The sequence below is a fragment of the Rhizobium changzhiense genome (assembly GCF_013087625.1).
Lineage (GTDB): Bacteria > Pseudomonadota > Alphaproteobacteria > Rhizobiales > Rhizobiaceae > Rhizobium > Rhizobium sophorae.
This window is the reverse complement of sequence record NZ_JABFCQ010000002.1, coordinates 1135996-1159590: the sequence shown is the minus strand read 5'-3', so window position 1 is coordinate 1159590 and position 23595 is coordinate 1135996. Positions and strand designations below refer to the sequence as shown.

General features: G+C 61.9%; 21 protein-coding genes. 15 read left to right on the top strand and 6 right to left on the bottom strand.

Annotated elements, in window-relative coordinates; all coding sequences use genetic code 11:
- Positions 1-152 precede the first annotated feature (152 nt).
- The 6 genes from G9X68_RS15065 to G9X68_RS15040 all read left to right on the top strand — a co-directional run bounded on the left by G9X68_RS15065 (position 153) and on the right by G9X68_RS15040 (position 6422).
- Positions 153-1259 (top strand): adenylate/guanylate cyclase domain-containing protein, encoded by a 1107-nt coding sequence (locus G9X68_RS15065; RefSeq protein WP_171603029.1) that lies wholly within the window; start codon positions 153-155, stop codon positions 1257-1259.
- A gap of 149 nt (positions 1260-1408) precedes the next feature.
- Positions 1409-2377: an ABC transporter substrate-binding protein gene (locus G9X68_RS15060; RefSeq protein WP_171603028.1), complete on the top strand. Its 969-nt coding sequence runs from the start codon at positions 1409-1411 to the stop codon at positions 2375-2377.
- Between the two features lie 19 nt (positions 2378-2396).
- On the top strand, positions 2397-3401 hold the full coding sequence (locus G9X68_RS15055; protein ID WP_171603027.1) for a FecCD family ABC transporter permease: 1005 nt from the start codon (positions 2397-2399) through the stop codon (positions 3399-3401).
- On the top strand, positions 3398-4435 hold the full coding sequence (locus tag G9X68_RS15050; protein ID WP_171603026.1) for a FecCD family ABC transporter permease: 1038 nt from the start codon (positions 3398-3400) through the stop codon (positions 4433-4435). Before G9X68_RS15055 ends, G9X68_RS15050 begins: the two co-directional genes overlap by 4 nt.
- Before the next feature lie 8 nt (positions 4436-4443).
- Entirely contained in the window at positions 4444-5241 is a 798-nt protein-coding gene (locus tag G9X68_RS15045) for an ABC transporter ATP-binding protein (protein WP_171603025.1), read from the top strand.
- A 92-nt stretch (positions 5242-5333) separates the two neighbouring features.
- The gene (locus G9X68_RS15040) at positions 5334-6422 is read left to right on the top strand and encodes a trypsin-like serine peptidase (RefSeq protein WP_171603024.1); all 1089 of its coding nucleotides are present in this window, start codon (positions 5334-5336) and stop codon (positions 6420-6422) included.
- A gap of 11 nt (positions 6423-6433) precedes the next feature.
- Here the strand turns inward: G9X68_RS15040 and G9X68_RS15035 are convergent, their stop codons facing one another.
- On the bottom strand, positions 6434-7117 hold the full coding sequence (locus tag G9X68_RS15035) for a class I SAM-dependent methyltransferase (protein WP_171603023.1): 684 nt from the start codon (positions 7115-7117) through the stop codon (positions 6434-6436).
- A 159-nt stretch (positions 7118-7276) separates the two neighbouring features.
- On the opposite strand from G9X68_RS15035, the gene G9X68_RS15030 reads away from it, so the two are divergent.
- Both G9X68_RS15030 and G9X68_RS15025 read left to right on the top strand, forming a co-directional pair.
- Positions 7277-7924 carry a winged helix-turn-helix domain-containing protein gene (locus G9X68_RS15030; protein WP_171603022.1) on the top strand — a complete coding sequence of 216 codons (648 nt, stop codon included), beginning with the start codon at positions 7277-7279 and terminating at the stop codon, positions 7922-7924.
- Complete coding sequence (locus G9X68_RS15025; protein WP_171603021.1) at positions 7921-9147, top strand: MFS transporter; 1227 nt, start codon at positions 7921-7923, stop codon at positions 9145-9147. The genes G9X68_RS15030 and G9X68_RS15025 overlap by 4 nt, the downstream gene beginning before the upstream one ends.
- Before the next feature lie 11 nt (positions 9148-9158).
- Here the strand turns inward: G9X68_RS15025 and G9X68_RS15020 are convergent, their stop codons facing one another.
- On the bottom strand, positions 9159-10064 hold the full coding sequence (locus G9X68_RS15020) for a LysR family transcriptional regulator (RefSeq protein ID WP_171603020.1): 906 nt from the start codon (positions 10062-10064) through the stop codon (positions 9159-9161).
- 298 nt (positions 10065-10362) lie between these two features.
- Positions 10363-11286: a phytanoyl-CoA dioxygenase family protein gene (locus tag G9X68_RS15015; protein WP_171603019.1), complete on the bottom strand. Its 924-nt coding sequence runs from the start codon at positions 11284-11286 to the stop codon at positions 10363-10365.
- 97 nt (positions 11287-11383) lie between these two features.
- Here G9X68_RS15015 and G9X68_RS15010 point away from each other — a divergent pair, with 97 nt between their 5' ends.
- From G9X68_RS15010 to G9X68_RS15000, 3 genes are all read left to right on the top strand, one after another.
- Positions 11384-12208, top strand: coding sequence for a helix-turn-helix transcriptional regulator (locus G9X68_RS15010; protein ID WP_171603018.1), 825 nt, complete (start codon positions 11384-11386; stop codon positions 12206-12208).
- 343 nt (positions 12209-12551) lie between these two features.
- Entirely contained in the window at positions 12552-13658 is a 1107-nt protein-coding gene (locus tag G9X68_RS15005) for an AI-2E family transporter (protein WP_171603017.1), read from the top strand.
- A complete protein-coding gene (locus G9X68_RS15000) occupies positions 13655-14104 on the top strand; it encodes an ion channel (protein ID WP_171603016.1) in 450 nt (149 codons plus the stop codon). Before G9X68_RS15005 ends, G9X68_RS15000 begins: the two co-directional genes overlap by 4 nt.
- 145 nt (positions 14105-14249) lie before the next feature.
- Here G9X68_RS15000 and G9X68_RS14995 read toward each other — a convergent pair whose 3' ends face one another.
- The gene (locus tag G9X68_RS14995; RefSeq protein ID WP_171603015.1) at positions 14250-15272 is read right to left on the bottom strand and encodes an LLM class flavin-dependent oxidoreductase; all 1023 of its coding nucleotides are present in this window, start codon (positions 15270-15272) and stop codon (positions 14250-14252) included.
- 432 nt (positions 15273-15704) lie between these two features.
- On the opposite strand from G9X68_RS14995, the gene G9X68_RS31905 reads away from it, so the two are divergent.
- Together G9X68_RS31905 and G9X68_RS32305 are read left to right on the top strand one after the other, a co-directional pair.
- Positions 15705-17030: a hypothetical protein gene (locus tag G9X68_RS31905; protein WP_244956160.1), complete on the top strand. Its 1326-nt coding sequence runs from the start codon at positions 15705-15707 to the stop codon at positions 17028-17030.
- A complete protein-coding gene (locus G9X68_RS32305) occupies positions 16945-18876 on the top strand; it encodes a cell wall hydrolase (protein ID WP_342355331.1) in 1932 nt (643 codons plus the stop codon). Before G9X68_RS31905 ends, G9X68_RS32305 begins: the two co-directional genes overlap by 86 nt.
- Positions 18877-18911: 35 nt before the next feature.
- On the opposite strand, the gene G9X68_RS14985 is transcribed toward G9X68_RS32305, so the two are convergent.
- Entirely contained in the window at positions 18912-19625 is a 714-nt protein-coding gene (locus G9X68_RS14985) for a DNA helicase (RefSeq protein WP_171603013.1), read from the bottom strand.
- A gap of 316 nt (positions 19626-19941) precedes the next feature.
- The gene (locus G9X68_RS14980) at positions 19942-21093 is read right to left on the bottom strand and encodes an ROK family transcriptional regulator (protein ID WP_138330650.1); all 1152 of its coding nucleotides are present in this window, start codon (positions 21091-21093) and stop codon (positions 19942-19944) included.
- Positions 21094-21300: 207 nt separating this feature from the next.
- On the opposite strand from G9X68_RS14980, the gene G9X68_RS14975 reads away from it, so the two are divergent.
- Positions 21301-22608: an extracellular solute-binding protein gene (locus G9X68_RS14975; RefSeq protein ID WP_171603012.1), complete on the top strand. Its 1308-nt coding sequence runs from the start codon at positions 21301-21303 to the stop codon at positions 22606-22608.
- A 95-nt stretch (positions 22609-22703) separates the two neighbouring features.
- Entirely contained in the window at positions 22704-23594 is an 891-nt protein-coding gene (locus G9X68_RS14970) for a carbohydrate ABC transporter permease (RefSeq protein WP_171603011.1), read from the top strand.
- The last annotated feature ends 1 nt before the right edge of the window (position 23595 follow it).

Below are 23595 nucleotides of genomic sequence, written 5' to 3'. Positions count from 1 at the left end.
GCGGGCGGACGCGCTCGAGACAACAGGCTGATCGATGGAAATGTCCTGACGAATGCCTCGAGAGGCGTCCTGACGGACGTGCGGGATGTCGGTTTGTCGACACCCCTGGGATGTCCTTGCGGCTGCACCGCAGGGCGTGCCATGATCACGGTATGGATTTGCCATCTCCCCTTGCCTGGCTGGTTGACGAGGCCGGAGCCTCGCCCGGTCCCGAACGGTTTCTGGCCGAGCTCGGGCGCCGGCTGCTGGCCGACGGCCTTGCGCTTTCCGGCGGCGCGCTGACGCTTTCGGTGCCGCATCCGATTATTGCGCGACGGACGTGGCTGTGGCGAGCCGAGACCGGTGCGGTCATCGAGGCGCTGGCCTTTGCCGCGGCTCCGCAGAGCGAGGCCGGGCGCGACTGGCTGACCGCGCTCGGGCCGGTATGGGAGGAGCGAAGAGGGCCTTCGCAGGATAGTCCTATGCTCGGCTGGGCGGGTATCGACAACGGGGCAGGGGCCGGCGGATTCGCTCCGGCCGAAGCCGACCGGCTGCGCGAGGTCGCGCGTTTTGCCGCCGCACCGCTCGCAGCGCTCGCGGCGCGGGAGGCGCGGGCAGCCCTGCTCGAAGCCTATCTCGGCCGGCGTAGTGCCGCCCGGGTGCAAGCCGGCGAGCTTGCCCGCGGCACCGGCGAGACCATCCGTGCCGCTCTTCTCTGCGCCGATCTGCGCGATTTCACCGCGCTTTCGGAGGTGACCGAGCCGCATGCGATGATCGCCACATTGGACGCTTGGTTCGATCGTGTGGCAGGCGCCGTGCACGCCTTCGGCGGCGAGGTGCTGAAATTCATGGGCGACGGTGTGCTGGCGATCTTTCCGGTCATGGGCGCTTCCGACGATGCGGGAAGGGTGGGCCACGGAGACCGGGAAGCCTGCGAGGCAGCCCTCAGGGCGGTTGCTGCCAGCCGTGCCGGCATGGCCCATCTCGACCAGATACGCCAGGCGCAGGGGCTGGCGCCGCTGCCCTTCGGCGCGGCGCTGCATTTCGGCGAGATCCTATGGGGCAATATCGGCGCAGCCGACCGGCTGGACTTTACCGCCATCGGCCCCGCCGTCAATCTCGTCAGCCGGCTGGAAGGACTGTGCAAGCCGCTCGGCCGAAGCGTGCTGATCTCGGGCGCGGTTGCAGCGAATACGGCGACGGCCCTGATGCCGCTCGGAGAGCACAGCTTGCGCGGCATTGCCCAGCCTTGCGCGGTCTTCACCCTGCCGGAAAATTGAGCCGCAAGGCAGACCGGGTGCCGTATATGGGGCGTTTTCCTGCCGGCCGCAACTTTGTCCAATGCCGGAAGCGTGCAAGAGAATCATGATTGTGAAACTCCGCTTTTTTGGCTAAAGCCTGTCCGCACATTGGACGGGAGGTTTCACACATGACTCGATACGCACGCACATTTTTCTCTGCTCTGGGGCTGTCTGCAATTCTGATGGCAGGGGCCGCTCAGGCCGAAGAGGGCAAAAAAGTCTTGATCGTTGACGACCGCGGCGTCACCGTCGAAGTCCCGGCACAGCCGCAGCGCATTGCCTCGATTTCCTATTTCGCCGATGACGTCGCCCTGGCGCTCGGCATCAAGCCGGTCGCAAGCACCTACATGACGGCGGGTCGCGAGCCAGACTTCCTGCTTGGTCTGACCTCTGATATGAAGCAGATCGGCCAGCGCGCCAAGCCCAATCTCGAGCTTCTCTCCGAGGCGAAGCCGGATCTTATCATCGCGATCCGCCGTTATACGGTCGGCAACGCGGCGCAGCTACAGAACATCGCCCCCTATGTCGCTTACAATATGGAACTGCTCGAAGAGAGCTACAGCGAAACCGCCGCACTTTCGAAGCTGCTCGGCAAGCCTGAACGCGGCGAGCAGCTGAATACCGATTTCCGCAAGCATCTTGCAGAATTTGCCGCCAAGGCGCCGAAGGATATTCATCCGCGCTTCATGATCATGTGGGGCGGCGCAACGCCTTTCGCCTTTCACACGGAAAACACGTCGGCCTCGATCGTGGCGGCGATTGGCGGCGACAATATTCCTGGGCCGAAGACCCCGGGCGGCGAGTTCGGTATCGATCTCAGCCTCGAAACCATGCTGGAGAAGGACCCCGAGGTCATCTTTGTCTATGATTCCGGCCCGGATCGCCCGCATGAGAGCAATCCTATCTGGTCGCAGCTGTCGGCGGTCAAGAACAACCGGGTCTTCTATGTCGGCGACCAGTGGGTCGAGACCAATGGTCCGATTGCCCGCGAGATCGTTCTGCGCGAGGCGGCACATTATCTCTATCCCGACACGTTCCCGGCCGTTGATGTGAGGGCGGAAGCTGCCAAGTTGATTCCCGCCGAACTGCAGAATTAAGCTCAGCACAAGACCTGTGATGGGCCCCCGGCAATCGACACTGGCTATAGGGCTCATCGTCGCCGCCTCCACGCTGGCGGTGATGTTTGGGTTACTGGTCGGTGCAAAGCCGCTTTCGATCGAGACTGCGGTCCGCGTGCTTCTGGCGCCTGACGGGAAAATCGAATCCATTCTGGTCTGGACGCTACGCCTGCCGCGCAGCCTGACGGCGGCAGCCGGCGGGGCGGGGCTCGCCGTCTCCGGCTACGTGCTGCAGACGTTGACGCGCAATCCTCTTGCCGACCCCGGCATCACCGGCGTGACATCGGGGGCGGTTGCGCCGATCGTCTGCTGTTTCGTGTTCGTCCCCTGGCTGTCGCCTGTCTATTATCCCTTCATCGGCCTTGCTGGCGGGCTTGCGGCTGCCTCGGTGACATTCTGGGTGTCGCGCGGCGGGCAGGGGCGGCCCTTGCAGCTTGCGCTCGGTGGCGTCAGCATCTCGCTCTTCCTCGGAGCGATCACCACCTATGTGCTGCTGCTGACCGGCCCGCAATCTGCATCGCTGCTCTTCTGGCTTGCGGGCGGCTTCCAAGGGCGCACCTGGTCGCACCTCTTCTACATGCTGCCCTGGACGATTGCCGGTGTCGTCGGTGCGCTCGTTTTCCGGCGCGTGATCGGCATGTTCATGCTGAGCGACCATGCGGCCGCCGGCATGGGGCTGCAGCTCAGCCTGTGGAAACCGCTCATCCTTATTCTCGCTGTCATCCCGGTCGCGGGCGTGGCGCCTATCGCCGGGCCGGTCGCTTTCGTGGGCCTTGCCGCTCCGCATATCGCCCGGCTCATCAAGCCTCGGGGCACCGGGTGGGAGATCGGATTATCCGCCGCCCTCGGTGCGCTGATCGTCACGGTCGCCGACGTTGTCGCCCGCAGCGTCGCCATTCCGCGCGAGCTGCCGGTTGGCATCATCACCGCGCTGCTTGGCGGTCCCGTCTTCATTTACCTCGTCCAGCGCGGACAGCTGACCCTTGCAGGTGAGACGCGATGAGCGCCCCGGCCTCCATGCCGGCTGCTTCCGCGGCTCTATGGATGTTTCCGGCGCTGGCTGCATTGGCGATTCTGTCGCTTGCCGCCGCGATCTTCCTCGGTGTCGCCGACATTCCTCTGGGGGATGTCGCGGCCGTGCTGATGGGCGGTGGCTCATCCGAAGCGCGTTCCATCATCCTTGATATCCGGCTGCCGCGCATTGTCACCGGCATTCTGGCCGGCATTCATTTTTCGCTGGCGGGATATCTGCTGCAGACCATCACCCGCAATCCGCTTGCCGATCCGTCGCTGATGGGCGTGTCGCAGGGGGCGACGCTGTCGGTGACGATCTTCCTGCTATTCACCGTCTATGTCTTCCAGCCCGGTTCGAACACGCTGGCCGAACTCCCGGTCGCATGGCTGCCGGCTGCGGGCCTTGCCGGCGGTCTGCTCGCCGGCGGCGTCATCTATCTGCTTGCCTTTCGTCTCGGCTTGAGTGCCCTGCGCATCACGCTCTGCGGCGTGGCGGTCGGCGCGGTGCTGCATGCGTTGGCGATCGGCCTCATCGCGGGATGGGGGTCGGCCCGCATCGAGATCATTCTCGAATGGCTTTCGGGCAGCCTTTACGCCCGCAGCTGGGATCACGCGCTCTTCCTGCTGCCGTTTACGATCGCCGGACTGGCCATGTTGCCGGTCATCTACCGTCCGCTGATGCTGCTGCAGTTCGATGCGCCCGTCGCCCGGTCCTTCGGGCTTTCCTATCGCAGGCAGTTTTCGGTCGTTCTGATCGTTTCCTGCGTGCTTGCGGCGAGCGCCGTCGGTGCCGTGGGTCCGGTCGTCTTCGTCGGTCTCATCGTCCCGCATCTCGCCCGCTTCCTGGCGGGAAGGAATTTCATCCTGTCGCTTGCCCTGACGATCGTGCTCGGCGCCATCATCGTCACGCTCGGCGATCTCGCCGGCCGGTTGCTGGGGCAGGCGGAGGAAATCCCGATCGGGGTGGTCACTGCTGTTTTCGGCGTGCCGCTTCTGCTCGCGCTGCTGCGCAAAACCATGTGAGGCCGAAAATGCCATTGTCCTGCTCCGACCTGTCGGTGATGTACGGCCAACGAAAGGCTCTCAGCAGCTTCAGGCTTTCGCTTGAAAAGGGCGAGATACGGGCGCTGATCGGCCCGAACGGCTCGGGCAAGAGCACGGCGCTGCATGCGCTGGCAGGTCTGATCAAACCGGCGAAGGGCAAGGCGTCGCTGGACGGCGTTGCAGTCGCCTCGATGTCGCGCCGCATGCTGGCGAGAAGGCTCGCCTTCCTGCCGCAACAGCCAACCGCACCCGACGAGATGACCGTCGCCCAGCTCGCACGGCAAGGCCGCTATCCGCATGTCGGCCTGTTCCGCTCCTATGACAGTGGCGACGAAAAGGCGATCGAATGGGCGCTTGAAAGCACCGGACTTACAGGACTTGCCGATCGCAGTCTTCGGGAACTGTCCGGGGGAGAGCGGCAAAGGGCGTGGATATCAGCCGCCCTTGCGCAGGAAGCGGAGATCCTCTTGCTCGATGAGCCGACGTCCTTCCTCGATATCGGCTACCAGGTCGAAGTGCTTGACCTGGTGCATCGCCTGAGCCGGGAAAAGGGCGTTACCGTCGTCATGGCGATCCACGATATCAACCAAGCAATCGCCGTCAGCGACCGCATCTCGCTGCTCGAAAAGGGGCAGCTCAGATTTGACGGCGCGCCGCGCGAACTCGCCGAAGGCGACCTCGTTCAGGAAATCTTCCGCGTCAGGGGCCGTTTCGTCCAGGTCTCGCCCGATAGCCCGCCGCATTTCGATGTCGAGCTCATGAAGCTTCAGCGGCGCGAAGCATGATCCATGCATAGGCGTCGGGAGATTGCATTATAACGCGGCGCCTATATTCTGGTTGCATTGCTGCGTTCATGCACGGGGGCGGGGGCCACATTATGGATGATATCAAGGCAACGGCAGAACCATCAAAACGTGAGATTTTCGATTTCGAGAGAGAGAAGTTCGAGAAGGAACTTCAGTACAAGAAGCTCTCGTCGCGCATAGAAATGATGCGGGAGCGGTTCAGTTTCCTCAAATCGCCGCTGGTATTGGCGATACTCGGCGGCATCGTCACGATATTCGTCAATTCCATCACGGGCTACTACTCCAACCAGAATACCATCACACTGGAGAGAGAGAAGAACCAGAATACCATTACTTTGGAGCGGGAGAAGCTTCAGTCGGACCTGATAAAGAAATACCTGGAAGTGCCGGACAGCGCCGGCAGAATTGCCAACCTCCATTTTCTCGTCGAGTCGGGCCTCATTCCCAACTACAGCGGCCCAGTTTCTGACTATTTGAAGAAAGGCCCTGCGCTCGCTCCGCAAACCGTACCCGTTGCGACCGCATCGACAGCCGATAACTGGCGAGCCTTCGGCGGCAACAACATACTGGATGGCGGTGTGTTGAAACGCGTTCAGAATGCCGGGGAATCGCTGGTAGTCGTCATGACCCGGCAGAGTGTGCGGGAATGGCAGAAATGCACCGGCTTCCTGATCAGCGACCGCACGATCGCCACGATCGGTTACTGCGTGCCCGGTGAGCTTGCGGTGGGTTCGCCTAAGCTCGGCGATATCCGGCTGCAGGGGGCGGCGGCCGCTGGCACCGCCGAACCGCTGGTCGAAAGCGTCGTTCTGCGCGGCGAGGGGCCTTCCGATCACCGGATCGCGGTGTTGAGGCTGGCCGCCCCTGTCGCCGGAAAGCAGATCCTGAAGATACGTCCTGATGCACCTGTCGTGGGCGATCGACTGATCATGCCCTTCCTCAAGGGAGACGCCGCCGATTTCAGCGCTTCGGTGGATGACGAGTGCAGCATCAGCGAGATCGACGAACAACCCATCATTGCCTACCGCTGCGACGGCGATGTCGGTGCGGCCGGCGCGCCGCTCGTCTCATTCGCAACAGGAGAGGTGATCGGCATTCATTCCTGGTCCGGCGAAAAGGCGCGATTCGGCGTCCGCGTCAGTCCATCGGATTTGCTGTAGACGCCGCCGTCTCAGCGCTTCACCAGCCTGAAGACGATTTTAGTCTCGGTGTAGTAAGTCAGCGCATCGGCGAAGTCCGGCGTCCATCCGTCCGCGACGAAGGGGATGAAGCCGTCATATTCGAGCTTGCGGGCCGAAACCTGAAAGCCTGCCTTTTCGAAGGCGCGGCCATAATCGGTGATCGATCGATCCTGAACGACAGTGTTCGTACGGTTGGCGACGAGGGCGCGCCATTTTGGCCAGAGCGGGTTGTCGGTATGGCATCCCGTCACCGCATAATAGACGCCGCCTGATTTCAGCGCCCGCAAGATATCGGCGGCGTGGGCGTCGATATCGGGAACGAGGTAGATGACCTCGTGGCTGATGGCCAGATCGAATTCCTCAGCCCAGCCTTCCAGCCGGCCTCCGATCTGGTGCTGGATCGGCAGGTTGCCTTTCAGCGTCTCGGCCTTGGCGACGGAGGTTTCGGCGATATCGATGCCGAGCGCCTTGCGGAACGGACGTATCGCATAGAGGTGCCGCAGCAGGCCCCCCTGATTGCAGCCGAAATCAAGCACGCTCTTGTCGGTGAGGTCCCGCTCGGGGATGAGCTCGATCAGGTGGCGCCAGATGGGTGCATGCCCATCGGCCATCCTGTCTTCGGCATCGGGATCGATATACCAGGTGTCGATGTTTTTCTGCGCTTCCTCAGCCATCCTCTTGCCCCTCGCGTCATGCCGATCACGGTGAGGGTCTTAAAATGCGTGGTCATGCTTGGCTAGATCAGAAGCCGGTTTTCGAGCGCCTTCCACAGCCGTCAAATTTTTTGCAAAGAAAAGTTTGCAAAGATATGTTTGCGATTATATGCTTCGCGCATGAAACATCCCCACACCAAACTCGCAGATGCCGCCGGTGCCCGCACCGTTAGCCGGGTCGTGCCCGAGCCGACCGCGCTGAAGGCGCTGGCGCATCCTGTCCGACTGCGCATGCTCGGCATGCTCAGGATCGATGGGCCTGCCACGGCGACGCAGCTTGCCGCGCGGCTCGGCCTGAACAGCGGCGCGACGAGCTATCATCTGCGCCAGCTTGCCCATTACGGCTTCATCGAGGAGGCGCCGCATGCTTCGCGGCGCGACCGCTGGTGGCGCGCCAGCCATGAGCTGACCTCGGTGCCGCCGAGTGAAGCCGAAGGGGAGGCGCTCGATCTCGACATCGCCTTCAACCAGGCCGCACTCTCGCTGCAGGTCGGCCAGATGCAGCAGGCGCTGGAGGAATATGCCGAGCTGCCGGCCGAATGGCGCAAGGCGACGGCTGCCGACGACATCATCATCCCGATGACGGCGGCACAGGCCGAGGCCCTGACGAAACGGCTGCGCGACATCATCCTGGAGGCGATGCGGGCGGCCCCGTCGCTCGGGGAGGCGGCGTCGCAGGAATCCGGCATGGTTCCCTTCTATGTCATGTTGCACGCCTTTCCCTATCCGGGCCGCGTTCCGCATCGCGAAGGGGAGGATAAGCAATGAGACGGCGCGGGCCGTTCCTGGCGCTCGCGGCTGCCGAGACATTCTCGCTCTCCGGCACGCGGCTTTCGACGATCGCAATTCCCTGGCTGGTGCTGAGCACGACGGGCAGCCCGGTGCTGACAGGCCTGACGGCAATGATGGAGATGCTGCCCTGTGTCATCGCCAAGGCGCTCGGCGGACCGCTGATCGACCGCGCCGGTGCCAAGAGCATCGCCATCATCTGCGACACCGCCTCGGTGCTCGTGGTCGCTCTGGTGCCGCTTCTCGATCTCTTCGGCATGCTCGGCATGCCGGTGCTGCTGCCGCTCGTCTTTGCCATGGGCGTGCTGCGCGGCCCCTCGGATGCGGCCAAGCAGGCGATGGTTCCCGATATCGCCACACTCGCCAATGTACCACTCGAACGAGTGACCGGCGTTGCGAGCGCCATCGAGCGGCTGGCCTCGACGGCGGGTGCGGCCGGCGCCGGTGCTTTGATCGGGCTGGTCGGCCCCGGCCAGGCGCTGCTCGTCAATGCCGCCACCTTCGCCGCGGCCGCGCTGATCGTTGCCGCGGGCATACCCGGGACGCGACGCACGCCTGCGCCCGAGACTCGACCGGTCGAACGGGCTTCCTATATCGAGGATCTGCGCGAAGGCTGGCGCTTTCTGCGAGGCGATGCCGTGCTCGTCAGTATCGTCGCCATGGTGGCGGTTACCAATCTCTTCGACCAGGCCTATCATGCCGTGCTGCTGCCGGTGTGGACAAAAGATGCCGGCCATGGCCCGGAGCTGCTCGGTGCGATGTTCGCCGCCTTCGCCGGCGCCTCGATCGCAGGCGCGGCGATTGCCGCGGCGATCGGCGAGCGCATGCCGCGATTGATGGTCTATACGGTGGCCTTCCTCCTGACCGGTTTTCCGCGCTTTCTCGTTCCGGCGCTGGACGCGCCCATCGGCCTCGTCTTTGCGACGCTCGCCATCGCAGGATTCGCGTCGGGCTTCCTCAACCCGATCCTGTCGGCCGTCATCTTCGAGCGCATCCCCAAGCCGCTGACTGGTCGCGTTACCGCATTGAACACCGCCCTCTGCTTCGCCCTCATCCCTTTCGGCGGCCTCGCCGGCGGCGCGCTGATCAGTACGCTCGGCCTTGCCGCGGCGCTGTTCCTGATGGGGATTGCCTATCTCGCGGCAACGCTTGCGCCGCTGGCACTGAAGAGCTTTCGCGGGTTTGACAGGGGCCTCGCCTGAAGCGTCCAGCTCTAGCCGCGCCCAAGCTCCTCGACCATCAGATCGATGAAGCGGCGGACACGCGGTTCCAGCAGGCGCTTGTCGCGATAGAGCGTGACGATCTTTGCGTCGTCGGTTTCGAGGTCGGCCAGGATCTGCCGGAGGCGGCCGGCAGCGAGATCGTCGGCGACGAGAAAATCGGGAAGCAGCGCGATGCCCAGTCCCGCCAGGGCGGCGTCGCGGATCGCCTCTCCGCTGTCGAGCCTCAGGCGGCTACGGCCCTGCGCCTTGATCCAGGAACCGCCTTCCCCGCGAAAGCGCCAGCCCTGCCTTTGGTTGCGGCCGGCGAAGATCAGGCAGTCATGGACCGCGAGATCGTCGATGCCGCGCGGCTCGCCGCGCTCAGTGAGGTAGGACGGCGAGGCGCAGAGCCGCGCCTTATAGGTGGCGATCACGCGCGAGACCAGGCGGGTGTCCGACACCGTTGCCGTCGCGCCGATCCGGATCGCCAGATCGAAGCCTTCCTCGATGATGTCGGCCGGGCGATCGGTGAAGCTCACTTCGACCTGGATGTCGGGCCAGGCCCGAAGATATTTTTCAAGCAAAGGCAGCACGACGAGCCGCCCGAAGGCATCGGGAACGGTAAGCCGGAGAACGCCTCGCGGCGTGCTGTTCTGCCCCGCCACGCTCGCCTCCGCCTCGTCGACCGATGCCAGAATCTGCAGCCCGCGTTCGTAGAACATCCGGCCTTCGTCGGTCAGGCTCAACGTCCTCGTCGTGCGGTTGAGCAAACGCGCGCCGAGCCGGTCTTCAAGACGGATGACGGCCTTTCCTGCCGCCGAACGGGACAGGCCCATGGCCTGGCCGCCGGCGATAAAGCTTCCGGTATCGACGACGGCCATGAAGATCAGAATATCGTTCAGGTTCGTACGCGGCATCAGGCAACTCGAGCGGTTCGGCTACAGCCATAAGTCGGTCAGTCATGGGATCGATTCAAGGCTCCGACCATCAACGTCCAACGCGGCAGTAAGGTCCGACCGCTTCGCTTCTGTGTCGACATCCATTCGTCAAACAACCTGCTGTAGCAGCCATCGCACCGGATCGCCGGTCAACAAGGGTGGCCGGGGCATGACAAACAGGCAGGAAACGGACATGGCCGCCAATGCCCGGCTGACGCGCGGCCGGCATCGACGTCAGACGATCCGGGTTCTGCCGAATGGGCCCTAGAAAGCCGGGCTACAGCATATCGCCGAGACTCCAATGGTTATTCCATCGGACGTCGATCTCGTCGTCGACATTCTGATATCTTATGTCGGTGGAGAGGCGCAGCCGCCGGCTGCGGTCCTGGTTGGTGGTCGAGGCGTGGATCATGTAGGGCGAGTGGAGCACCACGTCGCCGGCCTCATAATCAGCGGCGAGCCAGCGGGTTTCGAAGCGCTCCGCCATATCGGGCAGATCCTTCGAGATCCAGCCGCCTTCCGCCATGTGGCGGTTATAGGCGCTGATCCGCTCTTCCGCAGAAAGATCGCCGCTTGCGGCCTGGAACTCGGCCTCCATCCTGACGCCCAACGCGTGCGAGCCTTCGAGATAGACCAGGCCGCCCATCTCGGTCGGGATGTCGCCGATCGGAATCCAGGCCGTCACCAGGCGGCTGGTGCCGCCGCGGAGATAGACGAGATCGTAGTGGGCGGGTGTGGCCATCGGCGTTCCCGGCTGGACGAAACGCATGATCTTGCGCTTGTGGAGATAGGAGATGCCCTGCAGCAAATCGTCCATGAATCGGGTGAGTGGCGGTTGCGCGCAGAAGCCTTCATAGGCGGCGGAGCGGACGAGCGACATCAGGCGCCTGTCCGCCAGGCTTTTGTCGAAGCCACCGGCAGACGCCAAGCCCAGCGAAAAATCGCTTCCGGGCTCGACCAACCCGGTTTCGGTGAGGCGTTCGAAGACCCAGCGGCGGAAATCGATCACATCGGCCCGCGGCAGAAGGCCTTTCAGCCAGACATAACCATCATCCTGATAGCGGCGCCGGATGGCATCGATGCCGATGCCGGGATCGGTCGGCGCGAGCCAACCGATCCGCTCCGCGGGCAAGATTCTGCCATTTGCGGCAAGAGGAAATTCCATCTTGCGAGCTTGTATGACCTCCGCAGCAATTGACATTTCACTCCTCCGTCGCTTGAGTTGACTTGTCATCAATTACCTGATCCGGCATGCCAACCGACATAGAGAAAATTCATAGCTGGACTTTTCGCTCACCATGAGAGACGCCGAGGCCATCTATAGAACGCCGCTCGGCGCGGCCGGCGGACTGGCAGTCACCGGCAGCGGCAGGCAGCATGCCCGCCGTGCGGTGACGGACCGGAAACTACCGAGTTTTGCCGTCGTGCTGGTGGAGCGCGGGCAGGGTTGGCTGGAAACCGCCGCCACCGGCCGCATGAGCCTGACCGGACCTGCACTGTTCTGGCTGTTTCCCAACCGCGTGCATTCCTATGGCCCCGACGAAGACGGCTGGGACGAGCGCTGGGCGCTTTTCGAAGGGTCGTTCACGCGGGACTTCGTGAGGCTGAGGATCATCGCGGAGCGACATCCCGTCGTGGCCCTGCACCATCTCGACGAGGTGGTGCGGCTCTTCGGCAAGCTTCACGCCGATCTGCTTGACGACACCAACCTGGGGCAGGCGTCGGCGGCATTGATGCTGCATCGCATCGTCATATCAGCCGCCAGACAGGCAAGCGGCGCGGCTGATCGACGCCAGGAAAGGCGGGACATGGCCGACATCGTGGAAACGCTACGGCGGCGGGCGATGCAACCGTTGGACCTCGCAGCCTTTGCCGCCGAGCACGGCATGTCTCCGGCCACGCTGCGCAGGCGGTTCACGCTCGAGACCGGACTGCCTCCCAAGGCATTTCAGCTTCGGGCGCGCATGGACCATGCCAAACAACTATTGGCAACCACCGACGAAAAGATCGAAACGGTGGCTGCCATGATCGGCCTGGATGACCCGTTTTATTTTTCGCGTGTCTTTCACGAACGCGAAGGCTGCAGTCCTCGCGAATTCCGCGCCAGATACAGGCGGGTTTGAGCGCCGGAAGCCGTGGCCGGAGCGTTAGCGCCAGCCGAGCGCCGGGCAATGTGGGTCAGTCTCATCGATGAGGCCGACCTTGTCGCCATCGTCGTTGCCGCAGGCGAAATAGCGCGGTCGCGGTCGCGAAGATGCTGCGGCAGACCGAGACGCGCGGTCGGCGTATCCCGTGTTCACGAAGTCATGTATGATGACGCAGGGTTGGAGAAAATCTTTCATCGCGCAGGCAAAATTTTCGCCGCACCATTCAGTGCAGGCCCGATACCGGGTGGAAGGTTTCGTTGTCCGATCCGTGAACGTCCGGCTTCGCTCAATCGCGGAGGTTCCGGACCGGGAGGGGAAAATGACTTCCAGCGCATCGAATGTCGATCTTGCGCCGTCGAGACCGTCCATTGTCCATGCGGCGGTTCAACTGGGACTGGTCGCCGTTCTGGTCTATGTCTGTGCCAGGATCATATTGCCGTTCATGGGCATTCTGCTTTGGTCGGTGATCCTGGCGGTTATGCTTCATCCCTTGCATCTGCGCCTGTCCGGCCGGCTCGGCAATCGCTGGTCGGCATTTCTCATCGGGATTGTCGGTGTTGCCGTCGTGCTGGTGCCCATGTTCGTCGTGGTCACATCGCTTGGGTCTTCCATTTATTGGCTTGTTTCCGGCTTGCAGAACCACAGCTTGACAATTCCGCCGCCTCCGACGTGGCTTGCCGACCTGCCGGTAGTCGGAACGAAGCTCTCGGAGGGCTGGTCGCTCACTGTCGCCAACCTGCCCCAGGCACTGCGTCAATATGGTGAGATGCTGAGCAAGCCTGCTGCGTGGCTTGCATCTTTCGCGGGCGGCCTGGCCGCAGGCGGGCTGTCCTTCGTTCTTTCCATCACGATCGCGGCCGTGCTTGTCGCTTATGCCAGGGGGGCTGCGGCATTCGCCCTCAGCCTGCTGGAGCTCGTCACCAACAGCAAGGCGCGGGGTGCCCGGCTCATCCATCTGACCGCCACAACGATCCGGGGAGTGGCGGTCGGCGTCGTCGGCGTGGCGGTGATCCAGTCGATGCTCGTTGGCGTCGGCTTCTTCGCCATCGGCGTTCCGGCGGCCGGTGCTCTGACGCTTGTCACGTTTCTCCTGGCAGTCGTGCAGATACCGCCGCTGCTGCTGACGCTGCCCGTCATGGCCTATGTCTTTGCCACGGAAGCAACAACACCGGCAATCATCTTCGCCATATGGTCCTTGGTCGCCGGGCTGAGCGACAATTTGCTCAAACCATTGATGCTCGGCCGTGGATCTGATGTGCCGATGCCGGTCATTTTGGTCGGCGTCATCGGAGGGATGCTGGCTGACGGCCTTCTCGGCATATTTGTCGGCCCCGTGCTGCTGGCCGTCGGCTACGTGTTGCTGATGGAATGGCTGCAGCAGCGCTCGCTCGAGGACGGACGCCAGATCGAAGGTCCCGCCCCATGATTACAGTTATCGGTCTCGGCCTGCTTGCGATGTCGATCTGCCTCGCACTCCAGGCGTTGGCTTCAGTGTTGGCCGTGCGTTATTTTGTTTACGCTCGCGCACAGCCCATCGGCCGAAAGCCCAGGCGGATGATCTTCCTGCAATTTTCGGTTCTGATGATCGTGCTCATGCTGGGCAATATCTTCCAGGTCGCTTTTTGGGCACTGCTCTATCGCGTGCTCGGTGCCTTCGAGGACTTCGAAACGGCAATGTATTTTTCGGGCGTCACCTTCACGTCGCTTGGTTATGGCGACGTGGTGCTTGACGGCCGTATCCGGCTGCTTGGGCCGCTGCAGGCAGCCAATGGGCTCATGATGTTCGGGATCACAACGGCCCTGTTTTTCTCGGCTATCCAACACGCCACGGGGAAACTGACAGCGACAAATCGAACCGCGCATGAGCCCTAATGCAGGTCGCCTAAAAGTGTGCAGCGGTTTTGGGACAACGACATGCAGAAAAATAAAGATCTAAAGCGCGTCGCATGAATCCGGTCGAACGCGACGCGCTTTAGAGTGCTGGAGCCTTGCCGACGAAGACGGCTTGCCCGGGACATTAGCGCCAACCCATCGCAGGCGCGACATGGGTCAGGATCGCTTCTATGACATGGGCGTTGTATTCGACGCCGAGCTGGTTGGGGACGGTCAGCAGGAGCGTGTCGGCCTCGGCGATCGCTTCGTCTTCGGCGAGCTGCTTGATCAGGGCGTCAGGTTCGGCGGCATAGCTGCGACCGAAGATCGCCCGGGTTTTCTCGTCGATGAAGCCGATCTTGTCGCCCTCGTCGTTGCCGTAGCCGAAATAGGCGCGGTCGCGGTCGTCGACCAGGGCGAAAATGCTGCGGCTGACTGAGACGCGCGACTGGCGCGTGTGGCCGGCTTCCTTCCAGGCCGCGCGGTATGCCCGGATCTGGTCGGCCTGCTGGACATGGAACGGCTCGCCCGTCTCATCGTCCTTCAGCGTCGAACTCTGCAGGTTCATGCCGAGCTTGGCCGCCCAGACGGCGGTGGCATTCGAGCTCGCGCCCCACCATATCCGCTCGCGCAGGCCCTCGGAATGCGGCTCGAGGCGCAAGAGGCCGGGCGGATTGGGAAACATCGGCCGCGGGTTCGGCTTGGCAAACCCGTCGCCGCGCAGCACTTCGAGGAAGACTTCGGCATGGTGGCGGGCCATGTCGGCGTCGCTTTGGCCTTCGGGCGGGGCGTAGCCGAAATGGCGCCAGCCATCGATCACCTGTTCGGGCGAACCGCGGCTGATGCCGAGCTGCAGGCGGCCGCCGGCAATGAGGTCGGCCGCACCGGCATCCTCGGCCATATAAAGCGGGTTCTCGTAGCGCATGTCGATGACGGCGGTGCCGATCTCGATCCGGCTGGTTCTCGCCCCGACGGCCGATAGCAGCGGGAAGGGTGCGGCCAGCTGGCGGGCGAAATGATGCACGCGAAAATACGCCCCGTCGGCGCCGAGCTCCTCGGCCGCCACCGCAAGCTCGATCGACTGCAGCAGCGCATCGCCGGCGGAGCGTGTCTGCGATTGGGGCGAGGGCGTCCAGTGCCCGAACGAGAGGAAACCGATCTTCTTCATACCGATGCCGCACCTTGATCCGTTGTGTCTGGGGTTGATGGGTCATGGCACAGTTTTGGGGCGGAAGACAATCGGAACTGGCGGGTGGGGCGCCTGCCTGATTCTGAATGGATGACGCGTGGCCCCGGTGAATCATAGTTGCCGTGGACCACATGAGGGCACGTTTGGCGCCCGAGGTGCCGAAGTCATTCTCTTGAGTTCCTTAAATATCCGAAGCCGATTGCAAGTGAAACTTGTGGATTACGCTTTCCTCGCTCAAATTTTTAGTGACTCTGAGTCGCTCCTCGATGAATATTTCAAAATATATAACGGCGATATGTGCATCCTTCGCTGCTTGATTGAAATAAAATCATGAATGAAATGCCGATGACTGCACGAGGATAATCTCTGCGGTGTTGTCGTGAGGGTATTATTGTGATTCGATTGTTAAGTATGCTTACGCGCCGCGTAAGAAGGCTTATCTTTGCTTTCTTTCCTGCGGTCGTAATGCTTTCAAATTGCTCGGCTATCGACGAGAGCTATCGTCTTGAGGGCGCTGGACTTGAGGTGATGCACCCGTCTACTCCTGCGTCTACCGACGCCATCGAAAGCTACTTCGGGGAGCTCTGCGTGCAAGCGGATCTCATCCCTGCGTCCACACCCAGGCCGCGTGGCTGCGCCACGTCGAACCTTGGCACCGACGGATGGCAGCGCATCGTTTCGGCCGGGTTCAATGATATCGACCTCAGATGCGACCGGTATCTTGGCTGGCTGGATGAGAAACGCAATGAGCAGTTGTTCGTGCAGGCAGGCCTGACGCAGGTCGGGGCGCTTACGGCGGGTGTTCTCGGCCTCGCGGCGCCGGCCAGCAAGGCCTTGAATTATGTGGGGGTGGCGCTCGGATTCGTGTCGAACACCTATGACGCCTACAACAATCTGCTTCTGCTGGGCATCGAATCTTCGACGGTGAAGACCATCGTCACGGGACGCAGACTCAAATTCCGCGATACTTTTCGGACGGCGACCTACAGCAACAAGAGCGACGTCGTCTACACCTTGCGTTCTTACTTGCGTATTTGCACGCCACAGACCATCACGATGGACGTCAATACCTACTCCCGCGCAGCCATTACCGGCGAGACCCCGCCGCAAGACGCCAATCTCAAGATCGAGCGCGATGTTCTCGGACCGCGAAAAGTGACAGAGCCCGGCCACGTGACGCCGGGAACGATCAACACGACATCCGATGTCGCGGAAGTCTTTGTGGGGACCGGTTTTACCCGTCAGCAGCTTAGAGCCTTACAGCGGAAGCTGTGTGTGACCGATCCTGAGAATACACCTGAGAAGGCCCGGCCGGAGACCTTGGCTGCTGTCGCTACCTGGGAGGAGCTGCAATACGCGGCCGGGGCTACTCCCGAAAAGGACGAGCGTATCAGCAACCTCGAATGGGATGGCGACAAGACGCACAAGGGTCTGAAGAATGCCTCGGACTGCGATAAATCCTGGACGGGTTATTATTACGAATTCGCGACATTTGGGCGTTCCCCGAGAATGGAAGGCACGTTCATAGGCCTCTTGAAGAGCCTCTATTCGAGTACGGCCGATATTGACAGCATCAACACCCCTGCTGCCCGGGAGCTCATTGCAAAGGCTCGCGAGGATTGCAAGGCACCTCTGCCCGCAAGCGGCAAAAATGACGGACTTACAAAAGGCCTTTACGACAAGATTCTTAAATGGGCGACTGCGACACCGAAGGGGAAGAGTTGTGGCGAGATATGAGATCAACGTTCAAACCGATCCTCCGGTCATTCCATTTCGCACGGAGCCGAGCTTCGACGCGCCTCTCGTGGCCGCAGCAGAAAGGCTTCTGAGCGGCCAAGTCATCGAGCTTAAGGGGGAAACTTCGGGCATAGGGGGCTGGATCAAGATCGGTGTCCGCCTTCAAGACGATGCCGATCCGATCCCGGGCTGGATCGAGACCTTTTATCTCGGCGCGCTCGTACCTGAAACGCCGGCCACGGTGCCGCCGGTCGTTGCCGGATTGTTTGCGGCGGAGTGCGCGCGCCAAGAGGTCCTGAGCGGCGGCGAGCTTGCTGTTGCCGCCGATTATCTCATTGCATTGGCATTGATCGAGACGAATCTCACCAGTTTCGGAACGCTTCTGACCGGATCAGATGCTGTCGGCCCCTACCAGATAACCAGTCAGGAATGGGCGGCCTATCTGGCGACTGATGTGCCTGTTTCCGAAGAGGCGCGGTTTTCCGCTCTCTCGCAAATCCAGTGCGCGGCATGGTTTTCCGAACGCGACAGTGCTGAGTTTGCCAAGGCGGTCCAGCCGGCATCAACGGCTGACCCGTTCATTCCGAGCTTCCTCGACATGTTTCATTGCCGTCTCATCGGCGTTGCAGCAGCAACCGAGGTCTATACTATTCACAAAGCAGGGGCCGAGAACCCGGCGATGCAGGATGTTCTGTCGAAGCATTTTGCGGTCGCGGATCTGCAAACGCTCATGGCCAATCGCAAACGGTTTCTCGGCGCGGGCCAAGGCGGCCCAATCGTATCCGTCGGCGCATTCGTCAACCAAACCGCCGCCGTGCTGGCCGACGCGATGACGAAAGCCTTTACATTGCTGCGCCAGGAGGTTCCGGAATTCATTCCGGTATTGCCGGACCGATCGCTGGGGCAGGGCTGGATGGTAACCGCCGAAGCGGAACGACAATTCTGGGAGCAGAACGGAATTTCGGAGACCGATCCGCTCGGCGCTCAACGTGTGCTCAAATATTTCCAGGAGGCAACCAACAATCCGGGTGGAGGCGATACCGCCTGGTGCGGTGCGTTCGTTGCCTGGTGCCTCAAACAGCAGGGCGGGTTCGCTGCCGACAGCATTGTCAAGGACCCGGCATGGGCCGCCAACTGGAAAAATTGGGGAGACGTAGAGCTTCGCCAGCGGGACTGGCAGAATATTCCCGCCGGGGCGATCGTCGTCCTCGGACCCTCCGGCGACACGTCAGGCAGCGGCCACGTTGCGTTCTTCCACAAGTATATTCCGGGTTCCAGTAAGATCGATCTTCTCGGCGGCAATCAGACAAATCGGGTGAAGTTGATCCCGGAGGATCGAAGCCGTGTCGTTTCCATTCGCTGGCTCAGCGCCGCCGACGTCGCGCCCGATATTACCGATCGCTCTCCCATCCAGGGCGCAATCAGCGGTGCAACCAACTATGACCTGATTATCCTGGCGCGGACAATCTATGGCGAAGCTCGCGGCGAGCCACAGCAGGGCGCTGAAGCCGTCGCAAATGTCGTCATCAACCGCCTGAACGCCGGTGGCTTCGGCAATACGATAGCGAAGGTCTGCCTCAAGCCAAGTCAATTTTCCTGCTGGAACCTCAACGATGCAAACCGCGCGAAAATCAAGGACAAGCAGCCACATTCAGGCGACGCCGCATTCGATCGCTGCTTTAATGTCGCAAGGAAGGCGGTCATCGGCGGACTTGCCGACGTGACCGACGGAGCAACGCATTTCTACGCCATCACCAGCAATCTGCCGAGCTGGGTTCGAAAGTCGCGGAATCCGGTGCTGACCATCACAATCGGGCATCATGCCTTCTACAGCGGAATCGACTGACGGGATAAGGCGGCGCATGTCGTCGATTCGTTTCCCTACCGCGCAGCCTGAAACGCCACCTGGCCGTTGTTCAGAAAACACGTCTTGTCGAACAGCGTGACATCCAGCGGGTTCGGCAGCCTGACATCGGCGATATCGGGCAAGGGTCTTTCGGATCGCTCGTAGGATCGGTCGATCTGGGAGATGAAGACCACGATCAGGCCGCGTTCGCGGGCGAAAGCCTTCAGGGTGCGGACCTGGACGGAGAGTTCGGGGTTCTCCCGCTTCTGGTCGAGCAGCTGGAGATAGTCGATGACGACGAGCGTGCCGCGCGGTGCGGACGCCAGTCTCTCGACGATATAGCCGGCGCTGATGGCGTCGGAGCCGTCGAATTCGAACAGACGCTCGAATTGCGCCCGGTCGATGCCGATGACGCGGAAGCGATCGACAATATCCTCTTCCGTATATTCCAGCGAGAAGAACACACCGGGACGGCCCGATTTCATCGCCTCGACGGCGAGTTCGAGGCCCATCAGGGTCTTGCCGTGGCCGGGCCGGGCGCCGACGAGCAGGAGATCGCCGGGCAGCAATTGCTGAAACAGCTTGCCGGCGGGTGCTTCCGCCGCTGCTTTTGCCGCAAGCAGGCTCCAGCCGCCGTAGCCTTCTTCCAGGGCTATGCGGTCGAGCGCCTGGTGCAAGGGTATGTCCTCGGCTCGGGAGAGCTTTCTGGCTTTACGCTTCAGGTGATAGATAGGCGCAGACATCTTCATTCACAAACCTCCTATTGCGAGCGGTTTCCGCAATCCCTCCTTATGCAAGATGCTCGAACAGTCGGTTCGGTTTCAGGTGGCCCCACATGAAGTCTGCTTTCCCGATGGAGGGGGGAGGCGTGGGCTGCGCCAGAATCAGATCATAGCGCAGGAACGGCCGGGCGAAAATCGCCTGCGTCGAGTCAGGGCGAAAAGGCGTGCTTCCCGCCCACCGCCGCTTGCTCATCGATTTACTCAAGCAAAAGCAGAGGGAATTGCCGTAAGCGGCTGAGCGGGAGTCGGTTTCGGGCTCGATGATGCCGAGGACGCGGCGGCTTCAATAATAGGCCGATTTAAACGGGGTCACAGCGGCACCCATGGCCGAGGCGTCGCTTGCGATTTCGGAGATCACAAGCTTCGGGCGTGGGCGCGGCACGCCGTAGCGGGGGCGGTCGTAGATCTCGGTCCGGTCTATCAGCATCTGCGCCAGGGCGTAAGGGACCTGGCCGCCGAAGATGATCGACTGCGGGTCGTAGATCGCCCAGATCGCATTGATGAGGCGGTTATAGGCCGGCGTCACCTCATCAACCCACTCTGTCACTCCCGGCCATTTCCGATCGAAATGCTTGCGCATATAGCTGATCGAGGGAACGTCGACGCCGTTGCGGTTGAGTTTTTCGATCAGGTACTGCAAGGCTGGCCGGCGCTTGTTTTCCTCGGCGTCGTAGATGCCCGAGAATTCGCCGGCATTGCCGATGCCGTTATGCAGCAGTTCGCCGTTGGTGATCAGGCCGCCGCCGAAGCCGTAATTGAAGCTGAGATAGGCGAAGTGCTTCATGTAACGGCCGACACCGAACATGGATTCGGCGATGGCTCCCGTCTTGGCGCCGTTGTGCACCCAGACCGGCTTGTTGAAAAATTCCGACAACAGCGGGCCGAGTTCGATCAGCGACCATTCATGCAGTGGGAGGGGCGCATTAAAGCGGGTGCCGCTGACGTGAAAGCCGGCAATGGCAAAGCCGATGCCGAAGAAGGCCTCTTCGGAAAGATTGTTCGCCCTCTGGTGCTCGATCAGCTGCTCGCGAACGAGATCGAGCGCCTGGGCCATGGTGCGTTCGCGCAGGGCGATGCTGCTTTCGGCCAGCACATTGCCCGATATATCCATCAGGCAGATGCCGATCACATCGGTGTTGACAGAGATGCCGCAGGAATAGGCGTAGCGGCCGTCGAGCCTAAGCGTCGGGCTCGGCTGGCCGCGGCCGGCGCCGGGCTTCGGCGATCCGAAGGAAACAATGCCGCGCTCCTCCAACTGGTCGATGATGCGGTAGACGGACTGCTGGGTGAGATCGGTGTGGGCGGTGACTTCCGACCGGGAAAGGCCGGGATTGCGCCAGATCAGCTTCAGCAGGTCGCGCTCGTTCGAGGAGACGACGCCGCCGCCTTCGCGCAGGAAGCGAGGCGCGATCAGCGGCTCCGGAAAATAGGCCATATCAAACACCTCCTTCGTCAAAAATTACTATCGAGGTGTAGTAATTATTGTTGTCTTCCTGGCCACTTAGCTCATTCACCCTATAGCAGCAGCCTCGTTCCACGACAAGTGTCATGTGTGCGTCACCAAATTGTTACACACTGTGTGTAGTAAAGCGTCGTCACGGTGCTGGGCATGAACCCGGCTATCAAAACAGGCGAGGGCAAGATGAAGATTTCCATTCTGGCGGCTGCGGCCGCGCTGATGGCGGGCGCGTGTTCCGCGCAGGCCGCCAATATCGAATTCTGGTACGGCAATACCGGCGTCGTCGAAAAGGCGATCCAGGACCAGTGCAGCGCTTTCAATGCCGCGCAATCGGAGCATCACATCACTTGCGTCGGCCAAGGCAGCTACGAAGTGTCGATGCAGAAGGCAATCGCCGCCTTCCGCGCCCATAACCATCCCGTCCTCATCCAGTTTTTCGATGCCGGCACGCTCGACCTGATGCTGTCGGATGCCGTCGTGCCGGTCCAGGATGTGCTGCCGGACGTCAAGTGGGACAATTACATCGCCGGCGCACGCGCCTATTTCGAAACATCAGGCGGCAAGCTTTTCGCGCAGCCCTATAATTCCTCGACGCTGCTCTTCTACACCAACAAGACCGAGCTTGAGAAAGCCGGCGTCACCACGACGCCAACGACCTGGGAAGAGGTGATCGAGGCCGCCCGCAAGCTGAAGGCTGCAGGTCATGAATGCCCCTTCACCACCGACGGCGATACATGGCGCGTGCTCGAGCAGTTTTCCGCCCGCCACGGCCTGCCGATCGCCTCAAAGCATAACGGCTTTGACGGCCTTGACGGCGAATATGTGTTCAACACCACCTTCGCCGCCAAGCATCTGCAGAACCTTGTGGATTGGCGCAAGGAAGGGCTCGTCAAGCTCAATGCCGATACCAAGGCCGGCAACTTCACCGCCGCCTTCAACACCGGCGAATGCGCGATGATGGAGAATTCTTCGGGTTCCTATACCGCCTCGGCCAAGGCTTTCGAAGGCAAGTACGAGATTACCGTCGGCCTGGCGCCGATGTACAAGGGCTATGAGCGCCACAACACGCTTGTCGGCGGCGCCTCGATCTACATCATGAAGGATCACGATAAGGCCGAAGTCGAAGGCGCCAAGGCCTTTCTCGACTTCGTGCGCCGTCCCGACCAGCAGATGTTTCTGACCGCCGCCACCGGCTACGTCCCCGTCACCAACGACGTGATGGATGCGATCGCCAAGAGCGGCGAGGCGAATTCGCCGAAATATGCGACGGCCGCCCTCGGCATCGAGTCGATGAACCAGCCGCGCACGCCGGATACCCGCGGCATCCGTCTGGGCTTCTACGTACAGTTCCGTCAGGTCTTTATGGAAGAGACGCAGAAGGCCTTTGCCGGCCAGGAGACCATGCAGGCGGCGCTCGACAACGCCAAGAAACGCGGTGACGAGCTGCTGCGCCGCTTCGAGCAGACCTACAAGGGCGTGAAGATGCAGTGATCCCGACATCCCACGCACGGGCGCGCGTCCCAAGCGCTCCCGTGCGTCAGGCATGGGGCATACGCCCGTGCCGGTCTTCCAATGCAGGGTTTTCCATGACGTCGGAATCTTCTCTCTTCAGCCATCGCTGGCTGCCGCTTCTGCTGGTGGCGCCGCTCATGCTGCTGATCGCGCACTTTTTCTACGTGCCGGTTTTTCAGGCCTTCTACTGGTCGTTCTTCCTCGAGCGCCCCTTCGACGGCGGCTCGATGTTCGTCGGCTGGGATAATTTCGCGCGGGTACTCGCAGATCCCGAATTCTGGGAGGCCGGCTGGCGCACAATCATCTTCATGGTCACGGCATCCACGCTTGCGGTGCTGATCCCGCTGATCCTTGCGCTCGCGGCCGACCGGAAGATCCGCCTGGCGCTGCCGGCGCGCAACGTGCTGATCTGGCCGAAGGGGGTGGCGGGCGCTTCGATCGGCGTCGTCTTCGCCTTCATCTTCAATCCCTTCGTCGGCATGCTGGCGCCGCTCAATGCAGCCTTTCCCGGCATATGGGCGCCCGGGATCAACGGCACGGATGCTTTCATCACGCTGATTGCAGCGCATGTCTGGGGCGGCATCCCGTTCAATTTCGTCATCCTGCTCGCCGGCTTGCAATCGATCCCGAAGACCATGCACCAGGCAGCGGCGATGGATGGGGCAGGGCCGTGGCGGCGCATCTTCGATGTGCAACTGCCCCTCATTATGCCGCAACTCTTCCTAACGCTGGTGCTCGAATTCACCGAAAGCGTTACCTCGGCCTTCGCGCTGATCGATACGATCACCGATGGCGGCCCGGGCGGGGCGACGACGCTGCTCGTCTACAAGATCTACACCGACGGCTTCAGCGGATACGACCTCTCCGGCGCCTCGACCCAGACGGCGATCCTGATGGTTTTCGTCGTCCTTCTCACCGCCGCCCAGTTCCTGCTGCTTGGCCGGCGCATCAACTACGAGCGGTGAC